At 70.1% G+C, this 15,046-nt stretch carries 17 protein-coding genes and 1 pseudogene; 9 read left to right on the top strand and 9 right to left on the bottom strand.

Annotation, left to right across the window (positions count from 1 at the left end):
* Position 1: 1 nt before the first annotated feature.
* Positions 2-841, top strand: a complete 840-nt coding sequence (nadE, locus tag BM287_RS12435) for an ammonia-dependent NAD(+) synthetase (RefSeq protein ID WP_090040094.1) — start codon at positions 2-4, stop codon at positions 839-841.
* 78 nt (positions 842-919) lie between these two features.
* Here nadE and BM287_RS12430 read toward each other — a convergent pair whose 3' ends face one another.
* Entirely contained in the window at positions 920-1,621 is a 702-nt protein-coding gene (locus BM287_RS12430) for a hypothetical protein (protein WP_090040233.1), read from the bottom strand.
* Positions 1,622-1,749: 128 nt separating this feature from the next.
* Here BM287_RS12430 and msrA point away from each other — a divergent pair, with 128 nt between their 5' ends.
* From msrA to BM287_RS12405, 5 genes are all read left to right on the top strand, one after another.
* Positions 1,750-2,274, top strand: coding sequence for a peptide-methionine (S)-S-oxide reductase MsrA (gene msrA, locus BM287_RS12425; protein ID WP_090040092.1), 525 nt, complete (start codon positions 1,750-1,752; stop codon positions 2,272-2,274).
* Between the two features lie 124 nt (positions 2,275-2,398).
* On the top strand, positions 2,399-2,860 hold the full coding sequence (locus BM287_RS12420; protein ID WP_090040089.1) for a single-stranded DNA-binding protein: 462 nt from the start codon (positions 2,399-2,401) through the stop codon (positions 2,858-2,860).
* Between the two features lie 10 nt (positions 2,861-2,870).
* Positions 2,871-3,380, top strand: coding sequence for a DUF6993 domain-containing protein (locus BM287_RS12415; protein WP_348271701.1), 510 nt, complete (start codon positions 2,871-2,873; stop codon positions 3,378-3,380).
* 85 nt (positions 3,381-3,465) lie between these two features.
* Entirely contained in the window at positions 3,466-5,148 is a 1,683-nt protein-coding gene (gene ettA / locus BM287_RS12410) for an energy-dependent translational throttle protein EttA (RefSeq protein ID WP_090040086.1), read from the top strand.
* Positions 5,149-5,158: 10 nt separating this feature from the next.
* Positions 5,159-5,668 (top strand): acyl-CoA thioesterase, encoded by a 510-nt coding sequence (locus BM287_RS12405; protein ID WP_090040084.1) that lies wholly within the window; start codon positions 5,159-5,161, stop codon positions 5,666-5,668.
* 23 nt (positions 5,669-5,691) lie between these two features.
* On the opposite strand, the gene BM287_RS12400 is transcribed toward BM287_RS12405, so the two are convergent.
* On the bottom strand, positions 5,692-6,207 hold the full coding sequence (locus BM287_RS12400; protein ID WP_090040081.1) for a hypothetical protein: 516 nt from the start codon (positions 6,205-6,207) through the stop codon (positions 5,692-5,694).
* Between the two features lie 8 nt (positions 6,208-6,215).
* On the bottom strand, positions 6,216-6,692 hold the full coding sequence (locus tag BM287_RS12395) for a QcrA and Rieske domain-containing protein (protein WP_090040079.1): 477 nt from the start codon (positions 6,690-6,692) through the stop codon (positions 6,216-6,218).
* 125 nt (positions 6,693-6,817) lie between these two features.
* On the opposite strand from BM287_RS12395, the gene BM287_RS12390 reads away from it, so the two are divergent.
* Entirely contained in the window at positions 6,818-7,330 is a 513-nt protein-coding gene (locus tag BM287_RS12390; protein ID WP_090040076.1) for a sigma-70 family RNA polymerase sigma factor, read from the top strand.
* Entirely contained in the window at positions 7,327-8,037 is a 711-nt protein-coding gene (locus tag BM287_RS12385; protein WP_090040073.1) for a zf-HC2 domain-containing protein, read from the top strand. The genes BM287_RS12390 and BM287_RS12385 overlap by 4 nt, the downstream gene beginning before the upstream one ends.
* A 14-nt stretch (positions 8,038-8,051) precedes the next feature.
* Here the strand turns inward: BM287_RS12385 and BM287_RS12380 are convergent, their stop codons facing one another.
* Entirely contained in the window at positions 8,052-8,927 is an 876-nt protein-coding gene (locus tag BM287_RS12380; protein WP_090040071.1) for an acyl-CoA thioesterase, read from the bottom strand.
* A gap of 42 nt (positions 8,928-8,969) precedes the next feature.
* Here BM287_RS12380 and BM287_RS12375 point away from each other — a divergent pair, with 42 nt between their 5' ends.
* Positions 8,970-9,659, top strand: coding sequence for a DUF8185 domain-containing protein (locus tag BM287_RS12375; RefSeq protein WP_090040069.1), 690 nt, complete (start codon positions 8,970-8,972; stop codon positions 9,657-9,659).
* 104 nt (positions 9,660-9,763) lie between these two features.
* On the opposite strand, the gene BM287_RS12370 is transcribed toward BM287_RS12375, so the two are convergent.
* The 5 genes and pseudogenes from BM287_RS12370 to BM287_RS12350 all read right to left on the bottom strand — a co-directional run bounded on the left by BM287_RS12370 (position 9,764) and on the right by BM287_RS12350 (position 15,042).
* The gene (locus BM287_RS12370) at positions 9,764-11,437 is read right to left on the bottom strand and encodes an FAD-binding dehydrogenase (RefSeq protein WP_139230671.1); all 1,674 of its coding nucleotides are present in this window, start codon (positions 11,435-11,437) and stop codon (positions 9,764-9,766) included.
* A gap of 35 nt (positions 11,438-11,472) precedes the next feature.
* A complete protein-coding gene (locus BM287_RS12365) occupies positions 11,473-11,871 on the bottom strand; it encodes a globin (RefSeq protein WP_090040067.1) in 399 nt (132 codons plus the stop codon).
* Positions 11,868-12,909: pseudogene (locus BM287_RS12360) on the bottom strand (mechanosensitive ion channel domain-containing protein). Before BM287_RS12360 ends, BM287_RS12365 begins: the two are co-directional and overlap by 4 nt.
* Positions 12,910-12,952: 43 nt before the next feature.
* Positions 12,953-13,624 carry a response regulator gene (locus BM287_RS12355; protein WP_090040062.1) on the bottom strand — a complete coding sequence of 224 codons (672 nt, stop codon included), beginning with the start codon at positions 13,622-13,624 and terminating at the stop codon, positions 12,953-12,955.
* Positions 13,621-15,042 (bottom strand): sensor histidine kinase, encoded by a 1,422-nt coding sequence (locus BM287_RS12350; protein WP_139230670.1) that lies wholly within the window; start codon positions 15,040-15,042, stop codon positions 13,621-13,623. The genes BM287_RS12355 and BM287_RS12350 overlap by 4 nt, the downstream gene beginning before the upstream one ends.
* Between the last annotated feature and the right edge of the window lie 4 nt (positions 15,043-15,046).

Raw genomic sequence — 15,046 nt, 5'->3', positions numbered from 1 at the left:
CATGCGCGAACTTCAGGCAAGGATCATCGAAGAACTGCACGTCCGTCCCGAGATCGACCCGTCCGAAGAGGTGGAGCGTCGCGTCGGGTTCCTCGTGGACTACGTCCGTGCGACCGGCGCCGCAGGCTACGTCCTCGGGATCAGCGGCGGCCAGGACTCCTCGCTCGCCGGCCGGCTCACGCAACTCGCCGTCGAGCGGCTCGCCGCCGAGGGGACGGACGTCGACTTCGTCGCCGCGCGCCTTCCGTACGCGGTGCAGCGCGACGAGGAGGACGCGCAGCTCGCGCTCTCCTTCATCCGGCCCAAGAGCTCGGTGGTGTTCAACATCCAGCGCGGAACCGACGGCGTGGAGGCGGAGTTCGGGGATGCGCTCGGCGTGCGGATGTCGGACTTCGTGAAGGGCAACGTGAAGGCGCGGATGCGGATGGTCGCGCAGTACGCGATCGCCGGTCAGCGGACGCTTCTCGTGGTCGGGACCGATCACGCGGCGGAAGCCGTGACCGGCTTCTTCACCAAGTACGGCGACGGCGGGACGGACATCCTGCCGCTGACCGGGCTGACGAAGCGGCAGGGCAAGCAGGTGCTGCAGTTCCTGGACGCACCGGCCCGGCTCTACGAGAAGGCGCCGACGGCCGACCTCCTCGACCTGAATCCCGGCCAGACCGACGAGGACAACCTGGGCCTGACCTACAACGACATCGACGACTTCCTGGAGGGCAAGGACGTCCCGGAGGAGGTCGCCGAAGCACTGGAGGCCCGCTATCGGGCGACCGAGCACAAGCGCCAGCCGCCGGCGAGCATGTTCGACGAGTGGTGGGGCGCGGGGACGTACAGCCGCTGACGCGAGCGGGGGAACGACGAAGGGCGCCGGCGTGATGCCGGCGCCCTTCGTGCGGGTGGAGTCGTGCGCAGCTCTGCGTCAGACCGGCTGACCGAGGCGGGGGCCGGGGGAGGTGTCGTGCTCCTGCGATCCGGCAGCGGCCGCCGCGACGAACGGGTTGGCGATCGTGGTCTCGTCCGGCGAGACGGCGGCAGTGTCCACCGGCGTGGCGGGCACGTACTGCTCGTGGTGCTGCTGGGCGACCCACGCATCCTGCTGGGCCAGAACCGCGCTCTCGGGCTCCGCGCTCTCGAAGCGCCAGCGTTCCAGGTCGCTCTGGAAGATCCGCTTCGCGCGGCGCGGGCTCTTCTGCCACTCGATGAGACGGTCGCGGAACTCGGCGATGGCCGGATCGAGCTGGTAGCCGAAGGTCGCCGACGCCCGCTTCATCTCGGCGAGCTGGTGACCTGCCCAGGTCGCTGCGAGGCCCGCGTTCCGGATCGGGAGCAGCCGCACCAGGATGTCGGCCTGGCCGACCGCGCGGTCGGACAGGACCTGCTCGGCGGGCGTCAGCGAGTTCCAGACGGAGGCCTCGGTCGCTGCGTCGACGAGTGCAGCGATCGCGGACGCCTTGTGCTGGCGGTCGGTACGGGTGAGGAGGCCCTTGAGGGCGCCCCGGGCGATCCAGGCGGCGAGCAGGCCGGACACGATCACGGCGATCGCAAGGACCACCGCAGAGAAGACCATCGGACGCGCGTCCGAGGATGTGAACCAATCGACGAAGTCATTCCACCACTGCATGCCGTGATGGTAGCCGCCGTTGCGCGGGCCACGAGGGAGCCGGTCCGTCGTGTCGTCAAGCCGGAGGTGATGCGTACCGCTCGCCACGCGCGGCAGACTGGAGGGAAACGAATCGAAAGAGGGTTCCCATGCAGACGTTCGTGCTGGCCGGTGGATGCTTCTGGTGCCTGGATGCGGTCTACCGCGTCCTCCGCGGCGTGCAGGATGTGGTGTCCGGCTACACGGGCGGCACGGTGGTCGACCCGAGTTATGAGGAGGTCTGCACGGGGCGCACCGGACACGCGGAGGCCGTGGCGGTGACCTTCGATCCCGAGGTGATCCCGCCGGGCGTCATCCTCGATGTCTTCTTCACGCTCCACGACCCGCGCCAGCTGAACCGGCAGGGCAACGACATCGGCACGCAGTACCGTTCGGCGATGTTCCCCGAGTCGGAGCATCAGCGGGAGCTCTTCGAGGCCGCGCGCGACCGTGCGACGGAGTACTGGGGTGAGGGCATCGTCACCACGATCGAGCCGCTCGGCCCGTTCTATCGCGCAGAGGAGTATCACCAGGACTTCTTCGCCAAGAACCCGGGCCAGGGGTACTGCCTCGCCGTGGCGCTCCCGAAGGTGAACAAGATCCGGGCGTCGTATGCGGAGTACGTCACCGCCTGAATCGTCCCCAGGTGTCCACCGCGACGAGTTCTCCACAGAATCGGCCCGCGCCGTCCGGGCGCTTCCGGCGGTCGGCAGAGTGGATTCGAGCCCGCCACCAGGGTGGGCCTCGAAAGGGGAGACCATGTCCGAAACCGTCGCCGTCCGCGGCTTCGTCGCCACCGAGCCGCGCCATCTCGTCACCGAGGGCGGGCTGCCGATCACCAGCTTCCGCCTCGTGACGACCCGCCGTCGCTACAACCGCCAGTCGTCGTCGTGGGAGGACGGCGGGACCAACTGGTACACGGTGAGCGCCTTCCGCCGGCTGGCGGTGAGTGCGGCCGACTGCGTCTCCAAGGGCGATCCGGTGCTGGTCTCGGGCCGGCTCTGTCTCCGGGAATGGACCGGCGAGAAGCAGGGGATGACCGTCGAGATCGAGGCGGAGTCGATCGGCCACGACCTGACCTGGGGGCGATCGGAGTTCACACGAGCCGCCGGCCCGGAGGGTGGCGAGCATCCGCCGGAGCAATCGGGCGAGCATCCCGGCCAGAGCGCGGCGGGGGATGCGGTCACCGCTCCCGGGGGAATTCCCGTGGCGTCCCCGTAAGATGCGGGACATGCCGTCTCCCGTGGTCCGCCGGACCGGTCCCTTCGCCGCGTCCGCTCTCATCCTCGCGACGGGAAGCGCCATCGTTCTCGCGCTGACCGGGTGCGCTCCGGGCGGTTCGCCGGCCGGGTCGCCGACGGCAACCGTGACGGCTTCGCCCACGCCGACCGCCTCGGCGCCGGCGCCGGTCCAACTGGTGCCCGGTGGCACAGCGGCGCAGAACCTGCCCTACTTCGACAAGGTCAACCATGCGACGCTCGCCGCGCATCCCGACGCGAAGGGGCGCGACTTCATCGACGGTCTGGTCACCGCCGGTTTCACGAAAGCCGACATGCAGGTGACGGTCGACACGACCACGATCGGCTTGAAGGCGAATTCGATCCAGTTCTCGGTGCGCCTCGGCGACACCTGCCTGATCGGGCAGAACGGAGCGGACGCGGGCGGGTACTCCAGCATGGTGACACCGGTGCTCTCTACGGGGAACTGCCTCATCGGGCAGACCCGTCCGATCGACTGGTAGCGGCAACGGCCCGTCCGGAACCGGACACGACCCCGGTATCCTCGAATACGGCAGTAAGCCGACGACAGGGAGTTTGAGAAGAAGAGTGGCCGAATACATTTACTCGATGGTGCGGGCCCGCAAAGCGGTCGGCGACAAAGTGATCCTCGACGACGTCACGATGGCGTTCCTGCCCGGAGCGAAGATCGGCGTCGTGGGTCCGAACGGCGCCGGCAAGTCGACCATTCTGAAGATCATGGCCGGGCTCGACACGCCCTCCAACGGCGACGCCAAGCTGACCCCCGGGTACACCGTCGGCATCCTCATGCAGGAGCCGCAGCTGGATGAGAGAAAGACGGTCCTCGAGAACGTGCAGGAGGGCGTCGGCGAGATCAAGCAGAAGGTCGACCGCTTCAACGAGATCTCGGGGCTGCTGGCCGACCCGGACGCCGACTTCGACACGCTGCTCGCCGAGATGGGCACGCTGCAGGAGCACATCGACGCGGCCGACGCCTGGGACCTCGACTCCCAGCTGGAGCAGGCGATGGATGCGCTGCGCTGCCCACCCGGGGACTGGACCGTCGACACGCTCTCCGGTGGCGAGAAGCGCCGTGTGGCGCTGTGCCGGCTGCTGCTGCAGAAGCCGGACCTCCTGCTCCTCGACGAGCCCACCAACCATTTGGACGCCGAGAGCGTGCTGTGGCTCGAGCAGCACCTGGCCAAGTACCACGGCGCCGTGCTGGCCGTGACCCACGACCGGTACTTCCTCGACCACGTGGCGGAGTGGATCGCGGAGGTCGACCGCGGCCACCTGTATCCGTACGAGGGCAACTACTCGACCTACCTCGAGAAGAAGCGCGAGCGTCTCGAAGTCCAGGGCAAGAAGGACGCCAAACTCGCAAAGCGGCTGTCCGAGGAGCTCGACTGGGTTCGTTCGAGCGCCAAGGGACGCCAGGCCAAGTCGAAGGCGCGTCTCGCGCGCTACGAAGAGATGGCGGCAGAGGCGGAGCGCACCAGAAAGCTCGACTTCGAGGAGATCCAGATCCCGCCGGGGCCGCGCCTCGGTCAGATCGTCATCGACGCCAAGGAGCTCGAGAAGGGCTTCGGCGACCGCCGGCTCATCGACGGCCTCACCTTCACGCTGCCCCGCAACGGGATCGTCGGCGTCATCGGCCCGAACGGTGTCGGCAAGACGACGCTGTTCAAGACGATCGTCGGGCTCGAGCCGCTCGACGGCGGCGCCCTGAAGGTCGGCGAGACCGTGCAGATCTCCTACGTCGACCAGAGCCGCGGCGGCATCGACCCCAACAAGAACGTCTGGGAGGTCGTGTCCGACGGACTCGACTACATCCAGGTCGGCAAGACCGAGGTCCCGTCGCGCGCCTACGTCTCCACCTTCGGGTTCAAGGGACCGGACCAGCAGAAGAAGGCGGGAGTCCTCTCCGGCGGTGAGCGCAACCGCCTCAACCTGGCGCTGACGCTCAAGCAGGGCGGCAACCTCCTGCTTCTCGACGAGCCGACCAACGACCTCGATGTCGAGACGCTCTCGAGCCTTGAGAACGCCCTGCTCGAGTTCCCGGGATGCGCCGTGGTCATCACCCACGATCGGTGGTTCCTCGACCGGATCGCCACGCACATCCTCGCCTACGAGGGCACCGAGGAGAACCCGGCCGGCTGGTACTGGTTCGAGGGCAACTTCGAGGCGTACGAGGAGAACAAGATCGAGCGACTCGGTGCGGACGCGGCCAAGCCGCACCGCTCGGCCTACCGCAAGCTCACCCGCGACTGACCGCACGGCCATGCGACTCCACGTTCCGATCAAGCTCCGCTGGAGCGACCTCGACGCCTACGGTCACGTGAACAACGCCGAGATGCTGCGCCTCCTCGAGGAGGCGCGCATCGAGGCGTTCTGGACGACCGACGACAGCGGCCCATCGCATCGGGGCGCAGTTCCAGACAGCGGCGAGGCGATCGGCGGATCCACGGCCGTGCTGGACGGTCGTCCCGGAGCGGATACTCTGACGCTCATCGCCCGGCAGGAGATCGAGTACCTCGCGCCCATCCCGTACCTGCGGCAGCCGCTCGACGTGCAGCTGTGGCTCGGGCGGCTCGGCGGGGCCAGCCTCGAAGTCTGCTACGAGGTGTGGTCGCCGGAGGGGACAGAGCCGGCGACGCTGTTCTCGAGAGCGGCGACGACGATCGTGCTCGTCGACGCGACCACACAGCGTCCCCGGCGGATCAACGACCGCGAGCGGGCGGCCTGGACGCCGTACCTGGAGGAGCCGGTCGTCTTCGCCAAGCGCGCCTGACCGGCCCCTCGCACGCTGTCGTCCTACGGCGTCGGCCGGGGCGCGGTGGGCAGCGGCGTCGGGCTGAACGAGTTCTGCCAGATCGCTCGCGAACCCGCCTCGCCGATCAGGACCACATCCACGATGGTCGCCACCGCCAGGGCGACGGCGACGACCACCAGGACGATGATCACCACGCGGCGTACGGTCGCCGACGGCCTCCGCCGGGAGCCGGGCCGGTCCACGAAGAAGAACCAGCCCCACTGCAGCGTGGCGAACACGAAGAGCGCCGCCACCCAGGGCCACAGGGTCATTCCGAGCGCGGTGTGCTGCAGGATCAGCGGCGTCGACGGCACGCGTGCCTGCAACCATTGACCGGCCAGCATCACGATCGGCAGCAGGATGAGGTCCAGCAGCGCCAGCAGCGGGACGACGATCCCCAACCGGCGACGCGCCGCCGGCCAGAGCGGGACGAGCACCGCCGCGATCGCCGTCAGCGGCACCAGCACCGCCACGAAGTGGACGAGAAGGACGTGGAGCGGAAGCCCGTTCACCTCCACGGCAGCCCCTAGGCGCTGACGGTGACGGAGCCGCCCGAGACCTGGGTCTTCAACTTGGGCAGCGGGTCGCGTGCGGGGCCGGCCAGGACGTCACCGGTCGTCGCATCGAACCGCGAGCCGTGACACGGGCAGTCGAACTCCTTGCCCTGCGGCGCGACCGTGCATCCCTGGTGGGTGCAGACGGCGCTGAACGCCACCACCGTGCCGGCGGCCGGCTGGGAGACGACGATCGGCTTGCCCGCGAGCGTCGCCGACACGGCACCGCCCACCGGGATGGACGCCAGCGACACCTGCGCAGTCCCGCTTCCACCGGACGAACCACCCGACCCGGAGCCGCCGGAGCCCGATCCGCCGGCCCCGGATCCACCCGCGCCGCCGGAGTCCGCGGCGCCCCCGGCCGTGCACGCTGCCAGGAGCACGGCTCCGGCGGACGCTCCGCCGATCGAGACGAGGGTGCGGCGGGTGAGCGGTGCGTGGTCGTTCATACTGGAATTCCTCCCGGTCGGCGGATGCATCTTCTACGGTGTTCACGAGATCATCCGGTGATCGGTTCAAGCGTGGCGCGTGAACCTTTCCGCCCGCTGCATCGTGTGAAGAGTGGAGGTGAAACATGCCGGAGGAGGACGCCCGCCTGCTGCGCGAGCTGCACGACCAGCACGCGCAGGCCATTTGGCGGTACGTCGTGCACCTCACCGGCGACCGGGCGATGGCCGACGACATCGTGCAGGAGACGCTCCTGCGTGCGTGGCGAAAACCCGCCGTCCTGGATCAGTCGCAGCAGTCCGCTCGCACCTGGCTGTTCACGGTGGCCCGCAACCTCGTCATCGACGGCCGGCGGAGCGCCCAGTACCGGCACGAGTTCGGCACCGACATGGTGCCGGAGCGTCCGGCGCCCGACAGCGAGGCGGACGCCGTCCTCGATACCTGGCTCGTCTCCGACGCCCTGGCAGAACTGTCCGTCGAGCACCGGTCGGTCATCGTGCACGCCTACTACGGTGGGCGCTCCGTGGCGGAGATCGCCCGTGAGCTCGACATCCCGGAAGGAACCGTGAAGTCCCGGCTGCATTACGGCTTGCGCGCCCTACGGCTCGCACTCCAGGAGAGGGGTGTGACAGAACGATGACCACCCATGACGAGTTCGCCGCCTGGGATGCCGCCTACGTGCTGGGCGCTCTGTCGCCGGCCGAGCGCCGGGAGTTCGAGGCGCACCTGCGCGAGTGCGAGCGGTGTGCGGACGCCGTGGGCGAGCTGGCCGGGATGCCGGGCATCCTGAGCCGGGTGCCGCGCGAGCAGGCGTTCGCGCTGCTCGACGAGGACGTCGCGACCGCCGACCGCGGAGAGGCACCGGGACCCTCGGCCGACATGCTGCCGTCGCTCCTGCACCGGGTGCGCCGGCGGAGGGTGCGCGCCCGCTGGCTCGTGGCCGGTCTTTCGGCCGTGACCACGGCGATCCTCATCGGGATCGGCGCTTTCGTCCTTCCGTCCGTTCTCGCTCCCGCTCCCGCACCCGTCGCTGCCGTGGTGATGCACCAGGTCGAGCCGAGCCCGCTCAGCGCCGACCTGCGACTCACCTCCGAGCCCTGGGGCACCCGCGTCGAGTCGCGCTGCAGCTACGCCCGCATCGGCGGGGACAGCGGCCACGCCTGGGCGTACGCGATGGTAGTCACGGACCGTTCCGGCCATGAGCACCAGGTCTCCACCTGGACAGCAGACGAGGGCACCACGGCGACTCCGGTCGCGACGATCAGCCTGCCGCTGAAGGACATCGCCGCTGTCGACATCCGCTCGGCCGACAACGGGACGGTCCTGCTCCGCAGCACGTTCGGCTGACGACGAACGCCTGACTAGTCCTCGGGGTGCGGCAGCCGGATGGTCGCCTCCTGCGCGACGCTCGCCACCAGCAGGCCCTCCCGTGTGAAGATGCGCCCTTGGGAAAGCCCCCGTCCGCCGCTCGCGGTCGGCGACTCCTGCACGTAGAGCAGCCACTCGTCCACGCGCGCCGGCCGGTGCCACCACATGGCGTGGTCGAGGCTGGCCGCCTTCAGCCCGGGGGTCGCCCACGCGATCCCATGCCGGCGTAAGACCGACTCCATGATCGTGTAGTCGCTCGCGTAGGCCAGCGCCGCGCGATGGAGGCCCGGGTCGTCGGGCATGTCGCCGAGGGTCCGGAACCACACCGCCTGGTGCGCCACCCGATCCCCTTCGACGGAGAGGTAGAGGGGCGACGAGACGTGCCGCATGTCGAATGGCCGTTGGCTGGCCCAATACTGCGCGACCGGATGCTGCACATCCTCCAGCGTCGACGCGGTGGAGGGCAGGCTCTCCGGCTCCGGTAGGCCGTCCGGCATCGCGTCCTGGTGCTCCAGCCCTTCGTCCTCGGTCTGGAACGAAGCGATCATCGACAGGATCGGCAGCCCGTTCTGGTACGCCTGCGTGCGCCGTGTCGAGAACGAGCGACCGTCGTGGATGCGGTCCACCGAGAACGTGATCGGGAAGTTCACATCGCCCGGCCGCAGGAAGTAGCCGTGCATCGAGTGGATGCTGCGCTCCGCATCCACGGTGCGGGTCGCGGCCATGATCGACTGTGCCAGGACCTGTCCGCCGAACACGCGGCCCAGCGGCATCCACTGCGACGGGCCGGTGAAGATGTCCTCACTGGTGCGTGCTCCGGTGTCGGTGAGATCGAGCGCGGTCAGGAGAGAAGCCAGGGGCTCGGTCACAGTGCCTCCAAGTCGGTGGTGTGTTGGTAGTTTAGACAGCAGATGAGCCAGTCGTTTTCCCTTATGGATGCCCTCGCCGTCGCCGATCTGCAGACGTATCTGTCGAGGGCGGCCCGTGTCGAGGAAGGTTCCGTGCGCCTGATCGCCGGATCGGGGGTCCTCGCCGTCTACACGGCGATCCTGTATCCCCGCGGTCTGATGGACGAGACGCCCACCGTGCTGGGCCTGCGCACCTTCGCGGTCGACAGTGCGCCGGAGTTCGACGCGGTCGTGCCCATCCGCTCGCTGCTCGACCGGGTGGCGCGCGTGCGCGAAGGGGCCGAGGCGGCGGAGCTGCCGGAGGACGTCCCGCGTGAGATCCGTCTGCCGCTCGAGGTGTCGACGGTCACCTGGGCGGGAATCTCCCCGCCGCGGGGCGGCTGGCGCAAGGTCGGCGAGGCGCCCTCCGCGCTGCTTCAGCAGACTGCCCAGGCCGGGGTGGCCGAGGTGGCTGCCGCGATACCCTCCGGAACAGGGGAGCAGCTGGTCCAGCGCGTGCGCGCCGAGGTCTGGGGCCGCCCCATCGAGGGACTCGAGTACGTGCCGTCGGGCGCCGGCTTCGCCGCCGACAGTCTCGGCTTCCTCGGCGACGACGACACCGTCACCATCCACGAGACCGGCCCCTGGACCCGCCTCACCACCCGCCGGGGCCACACCCTCGTCCGCCGCCAGGCCTGGACCCTCCGCCGCTGACCCCGCCCCCCACCGTCGAGTACACAAAGACTGCACGCGAAACGCCGGTGGAGCGTGCAGTCTTTGTGTACTCGACGGTGGGGCGGGAGCGGGGCGGGAGCGGGTCAGGCGCGGGCGGCGGCGCGGCCGGCCTGACGCCCGGAGAACAGGCATCCGCCGAGGAAGGTGCCCTCGAGGGCACGGTAGCCGTGCATCCCGCCGCCGCCGAAGCCGGCCGCCTCGCCCACGGCGAAGAGACCCGGAATGACGGATCCGTCGGCGTCGAGGGCTCGCCCCTCCAGGTCGGTCTCGATCCCACCGAGGCTCTTCCGGGTCAGGATGTGTAGCTTGACCGCGATCAGGGGTCCCGCCGCCGGGTCGAGCAGCTTGTGCGGCGAGGCCACCCGGATCAAGCGGTCGCCACGGTACTTCCGCGCGGACCGGATCGCCGCCAGCTGCAGGTCCTTCCCGAACTCGTTGTCCAGCTGCCCGTCCCGCTCGCGGATGTGGCGGGCGACGAGCTCGACGTCGAGTGGGACGTCTGCGATGCGCTGCATGCCGGCGAGCAGCTCGTCGAGGGTGTCGGCGACGACGAAATCCGCGCCGTTCTCCTTGAACGCCTCGACCGGCCCCGGGGCGCCCGGCGCGACGCGCTTGGCGAGGAGGCGCACATCCTTGCCGGTCAGGTCGGGGTTCTGCTCGCTGCCGGAGAGCGCGAACTCCTTCTCGATGATCTTCTGCGTCAGCACGAACCAGCTGTAGTCCGAGCCGGTCCGTCTCAGGTGCTCCAGCGTCCCGAGCGTGTCGAAGCCGGGGAACAGCGGCGACGGCAGCCGGTCGCCGCGCGCGTCCAGCCACAGCGAGGACGGACCCGGGAGGATGCGGATGCCGTGCCGCTCCCAGACCGGGTTCCAGTTCTGGATGCCCTCGGTGTAGTGCCACATGCGGTCGCCGTTGATCAGGTGCGCGCCGGCCGCCTCCGCGATCCCGAGCATCCGCCCGTCCACATGAGCGGGGACTCCGGACAGCATCGAAGCGGGCGGCTCGCCCAGCCGGCTCGGCCAGGCCGCGCGGACCAGGTCGTGGTTGCCGCCGATCCCTCCGGAGGCGACGATCACGACGGGCGCGCGCAGCTCGAAGTCGCCGACGACATCGCGGTTGCTCGGCGCACCGCGCTCCGCCGGGTCGGGAGCGAGCACGGCGCCGCGGACGCCCGTCACCCGTCCGCCTTCGACGATGAGCTCGTCGACTCTGTGCCGGTTGCGGATCGCCGCCCGCCCGTTCAGAGCAGCCGAGTGGACCCGGCGGGCGAACGGTTCGACCACCCCGGGTCCCGTTCCCCAGGTGACGTGGAACCGCGGGACGGAGTTGCCGTGACCGCCCGCCATGCCGCTTCCCCGCTCGGCCCAGCCGACGACCGGGAAGAACCGGACGCCCTTCTCGTGCAGCCACGCGCGCTTCTCGCCGGCCGCGAACTGGAGGTACGCCTCCGCCCAGCGTTGCGGCCAGTGGTCCTCGGGGCGATCGAACGCCGCCGACCCGAACCAGTCGTCGCGGGCCAGCGCGAGGGAGTCGTGGACGCCCATCCGTCGCTGCTCCGGGGAGTCGATGAGGAACAGCCCGCCGAACGACCACCACGCCTGGCCGCCGAATGAGGCCGACGGCTCCTGCTCCACGATGAGGACGCGTCGTCCGGCATCCAGGAGCTCGGATGCGGCGACGAGCCCGGAGAGGCCCGCCCCGACCACGATCGCGTCCATCTCGGTGGGCTCGTCGAGCTCGCGGGTCTCGTCGGGCATCCGTGTCTCCTTCGGCAACGGGGCGGCGGGGAGGACTACTCCTCGAATGTGTTGACCATAGCGAACGCCGCCCGCTCCAGGTAACTCCAGAGCGTCTCCTCCTGCAGCGGCGGGAGGCCGAGCTCATCCACAGCGGTGCGCATGTGGGCCAGCCAGCGGTCGCGGGCCTCCGGGTTGACCCGGAACGGGTTGTGGCGCATCCGCAGTCGCGGGTGGCCGCGCTGCTCGCTGTAGGTGCCGGGGCCGCCCCAGTACTGCTCCAGGAAGAGGGTCAGCCGCTCCTTCGCCGGACCCAGATCCTCCTCCGGGTACATCGGGCGGAGCACCGGGTCGTCGGCCACGCCGCGGTAGAAGGTGTCGACCAGGCGGACGAACGTGGGGTGGCCTCCGACCACGTCGTAGAAGGCGGGCTGCGGGCCGATCGGGATGCTCATCCGGGGTTCCCTTCCGGGTTGCGCTTCGCTGCCGCTCGGGCCTTCCGTCCGGTGAGCGGCGGCTCGGGGGTGACGGTGGGGTTCGGACGGGTGCGCGGCGGCTTCGCCCCCATGACGCTCGCGGCACTGTCGAAGCCCGTGAGCACGACGGCCGAGAGCGATGGCAGCTTCACATCCAGCTCGTCCAGTGCCTGCTTGAGCCGCATCCGGAGCTCGCGGGAGACGTCGTCCCTCGCTGTGGTGCGGGTCTTCAGCACGATGCGGATGACCAGGGCATCGGCCGAGATCGACTCGAGCCCCCCACAGCTCCGGCTTCTCGAGGATCCGCGAACGCCACTTCGTGCTGGTCGCCAGCGCGTTCGCCGCCTCCAGCATCTTCGCCTGGACCGCCTCGATGTCGACGTCGTAGGGGACCGCCAGGTCGATGATGACGCGCGCCCAGCCCTGCGACATGTTGCCGACCCGGACGATCTCGCCGTTGCGGACGAACCATAGCGTCCCGTTCACGTCGCGCACCTGGGTGATGCGGATGCCGACCGCCTCCACGACGCCGGTCGCGGTGCCGAGGTCCACGATGTCGCCGACGCCCAGCTGGTCCTCCATCACCATGAAGAGGCCGTTCAGCACGTCCTTGACGATGTTCTGGGCGCCGAATCCGAGGCCGGCGCCGAGCGCGGCGGTCAACAGCGCGAACGAGCCGAGCACATTCGACGCGAATATGTTGAGGATGAGGATCAGAGCGATGATCCCGATCGTCACGTTGACGATGTTGGAGAGCACGGAGCCGAGCGTGCGGGTGCGCTGCACGACACGCACCGCGGCCAGCGGCGAGGCGACCAGCGCCTGCGTGTCGCTGACGTTCTGACCCTTCTTCACCCCGCTCACGATGCGCGCCACCACATGCCGGATGACCACTCGCAGGATCCAGCTCAGCAGGAACGCGCCGCCGATGATGCACACCGCGGAGACGATGTTCCAGCCGGCCGCGACCGCCCACGCACCGACGTCTGCCCAGAAGCTCAGTTTCAGGATGCCCATACCGCACCGAGCCTAGCGAGGTGCGGCTTGATGGAGGCTGAACTCAGCGCTCGAGCAGACCGTGTTCGTAGGCGAAGATGACGGCGTGGACGCGGTCGCGCAGGTGGAGCTTCGCGAGGACGCGACCGACATGGGTCTTCACGGTCGACTCGGTCAGGTAGAACCGGGCGCCGATCTCGCCGTTGCTCAAGCCCTCGCCCATGGCGACGAGGATCTCGCGCTCGCGCGGGGTCAACGCCGCGGCGGGGTCGTGTCCCGAGGCCCCGCCGGTGCCGCCGGCCGGCAACCGGTCGGCGAAGAGTTCCAGCATCGCGCGGGTGACGCGTCCGGAGACCACCGCATCGCCCGCCGCGACCGCCCGGACAGCGGCGGCCAGCTCCTGCGGCCGTGCGTCCTTGAGCAGGAAACCGCTGGCTCCCGCGCGCAGGCCGCCGAAGGCGTACTCGTCGAGATCGAACGTGGTGAGGATGATGATGCGCGCAGCCGGGTTCGCGTCCACGATGCGCCGGGTCGCCTCGAGGCCGTCGAGCGCGGGCATCCGCACATCCATGAGCACCACATCCGGCCGCAGTTCGTCCGCGAGGCGCACGGCCTGTGCTCCGTCGGCAGCCTCCCCGACGACCGTCAGGTCCTGCTCCGCTTCGAGCACCATGCGGAATCCCAGGCGAACGAGCTGCTGGTCGTCCACGAGGAGGATGCGGATGGGCTCGGTCACGGGGTCTCGTCGATGGTGGGGACAGGGTCGGCGGCGGGGACAGGGTCGGCGGCGGGGACAGGCTCGGCGGCGGGGCCAGGCTCGGCGGCGGGGCCAGTGGATGCGGACGCAGCCAGGGCGGACGGGCTGAGCCGCGCCGCATCCTGAATCGCGTTGAACGCCGCACGCACGCGCCAGCCGCCGCCGCGCCGCGGGCCGGCCTCGAGCGTCCCGCCGTACAGGCTGACCCGCTCGCGCAGCCCGATCAGCCCGCGTCCCGATCCCTGTCCCGCCGCGGGATGCAGCGCCGCGTCGTCGTCGATGGTCACGATCACGGTCTCGGGCCGGAAGACGATCACCACGCGCACCGCCGTGGCGGAGGCCGCATAACGAAGGGCGTTGGTCAGCCCTTCCTGCACCACGCGGAAGACCGTCAACTGCTGACCGACGTCCTCCGGCGGGTTCCCCGACACCGTGACGCGCACCGGCAGACCGGCGGCGCGGAAGGTCGCGACGAGGTCGCCCAGGTCGCCGACGCCCGGCTGCGGTTCGCGCGATGCCGCATCCGTGTCGCTGTCCCGCAGCACTCCGAGGAGCCGGCGCATGTCCGCGAGGGCGCCGCGCCCGGTCTCGGCCACCAGCCGCATCGTCTCGGCCGGCTGCTCGCCCGGCGCGGACCGCCCCGTTCCGGAAGCCCCCGTCGCGCCTGCCTCGGCCACCCGCGCGGACCCGTCCGCGAGCGTGATCATCACGGTGAGGCTGTGCGACACGATGTCGTGCATCTCCCGTGCGATCCTGCTGCGTTCGGCCGCCGCCGCGATCTCGGCCTGCTGGTCCCGCTCCCGGGCGAGTTGGCGCGCCCGGTCGATCAGCGCGTCGAGGTACCGCCTCCGATTGCCGACGTTGGTGCCGATCAGCACGGCCACGACCGAGAAGGACAGGACGAGGATTCCGGACGGGATGGCGGCCGTCTGCAACGGCGTGAACACCTTCGCCTCCGCCAGGAGCGCCTCCGCCGCCACGCCCATGATGGTCACGGCCGAGGTGACGCCGAACGCCACCCAGGCCGACCGGATGGAGCGGTACACCGCCAGCGCATAGAGCGCGAGCAGGGTGGGCACCACATCCATGTCCCGTCCGAGGAAGACGCTCGCGCCGAGCAGGGCCGTCGCGATCGCGAAGACCACCGCAGGGCGGTGCCGCCGGGCGACGAGCGCCAGGCCCGCGATGCCGGACAACGCCAGGTGGACGACCTCCTGCACGCTCGGGTGGAGAACCGAGACGACGATCCCGCCGATCATCGCCGGCACCAGGTACGTGCCGGCGACGAACAGGTCGAGGGTGAGGGGATGCGCCGCCACGAAGCGGCGGATCACCCCGGGCGGTCTCGGAAGTTCGAGACCGCCGGGGTTCTCCGTCGTCGTCGCGTCCAGGCTCACGCGC

The sequence above is a fragment of the Leifsonia sp. CL147 genome (assembly GCF_900114565.1).
In the GTDB taxonomy this organism is placed as follows: domain Bacteria; phylum Actinomycetota; class Actinomycetes; order Actinomycetales; family Microbacteriaceae; genus Leifsonia.
Note: the sequence above shows the minus strand (reverse complement) of the source record. Positions and strands in the feature narration are given on the sequence as shown.

Coding starts and splice junctions, on each gene's coding strand:
- BM287_RS12385 (WP_090040073.1), top strand. CDS start 7,327: ATGACCACCCATGACGAGTTCGCCGCCTGGGATGCCGCCTACGTGCTG.
- BM287_RS12370 (WP_139230671.1), bottom strand. CDS start 11,437: ATGCCCGACGAGACCCGCGAGCTCGACGAGCCCACCGAGATGGACGCG.
- BM287_RS12390 (WP_090040076.1), top strand. CDS start 6,818: ATGCCGGAGGAGGACGCCCGCCTGCTGCGCGAGCTGCACGACCAGCAC.
- nadE (WP_090040094.1), top strand. CDS start 2: ATGCGCGAACTTCAGGCAAGGATCATCGAAGAACTGCACGTCCGTCCC.
- BM287_RS12365 (WP_090040067.1), bottom strand. CDS start 11,871: ATGAGCATCCCGATCGGCCCGCAGCCCGCCTTCTACGACGTGGTCGGA.
- BM287_RS12420 (WP_090040089.1), top strand. CDS start 2,399: ATGTCCGAAACCGTCGCCGTCCGCGGCTTCGTCGCCACCGAGCCGCGC.
- BM287_RS12405 (WP_090040084.1), top strand. CDS start 5,159: ATGCGACTCCACGTTCCGATCAAGCTCCGCTGGAGCGACCTCGACGCC.
- BM287_RS12430 (WP_090040233.1), bottom strand. CDS start 1,621: ATGCAGTGGTGGAATGACTTCGTCGATTGGTTCACATCCTCGGACGCG.
- BM287_RS12415 (WP_348271701.1), top strand. CDS start 2,871: ATGCCGTCTCCCGTGGTCCGCCGGACCGGTCCCTTCGCCGCGTCCGCT.
- msrA (WP_090040092.1), top strand. CDS start 1,750: ATGCAGACGTTCGTGCTGGCCGGTGGATGCTTCTGGTGCCTGGATGCG.
- BM287_RS12375 (WP_090040069.1), top strand. CDS start 8,970: ATGAGCCAGTCGTTTTCCCTTATGGATGCCCTCGCCGTCGCCGATCTG.
- BM287_RS12395 (WP_090040079.1), bottom strand. CDS start 6,692: ATGAACGACCACGCACCGCTCACCCGCCGCACCCTCGTCTCGATCGGC.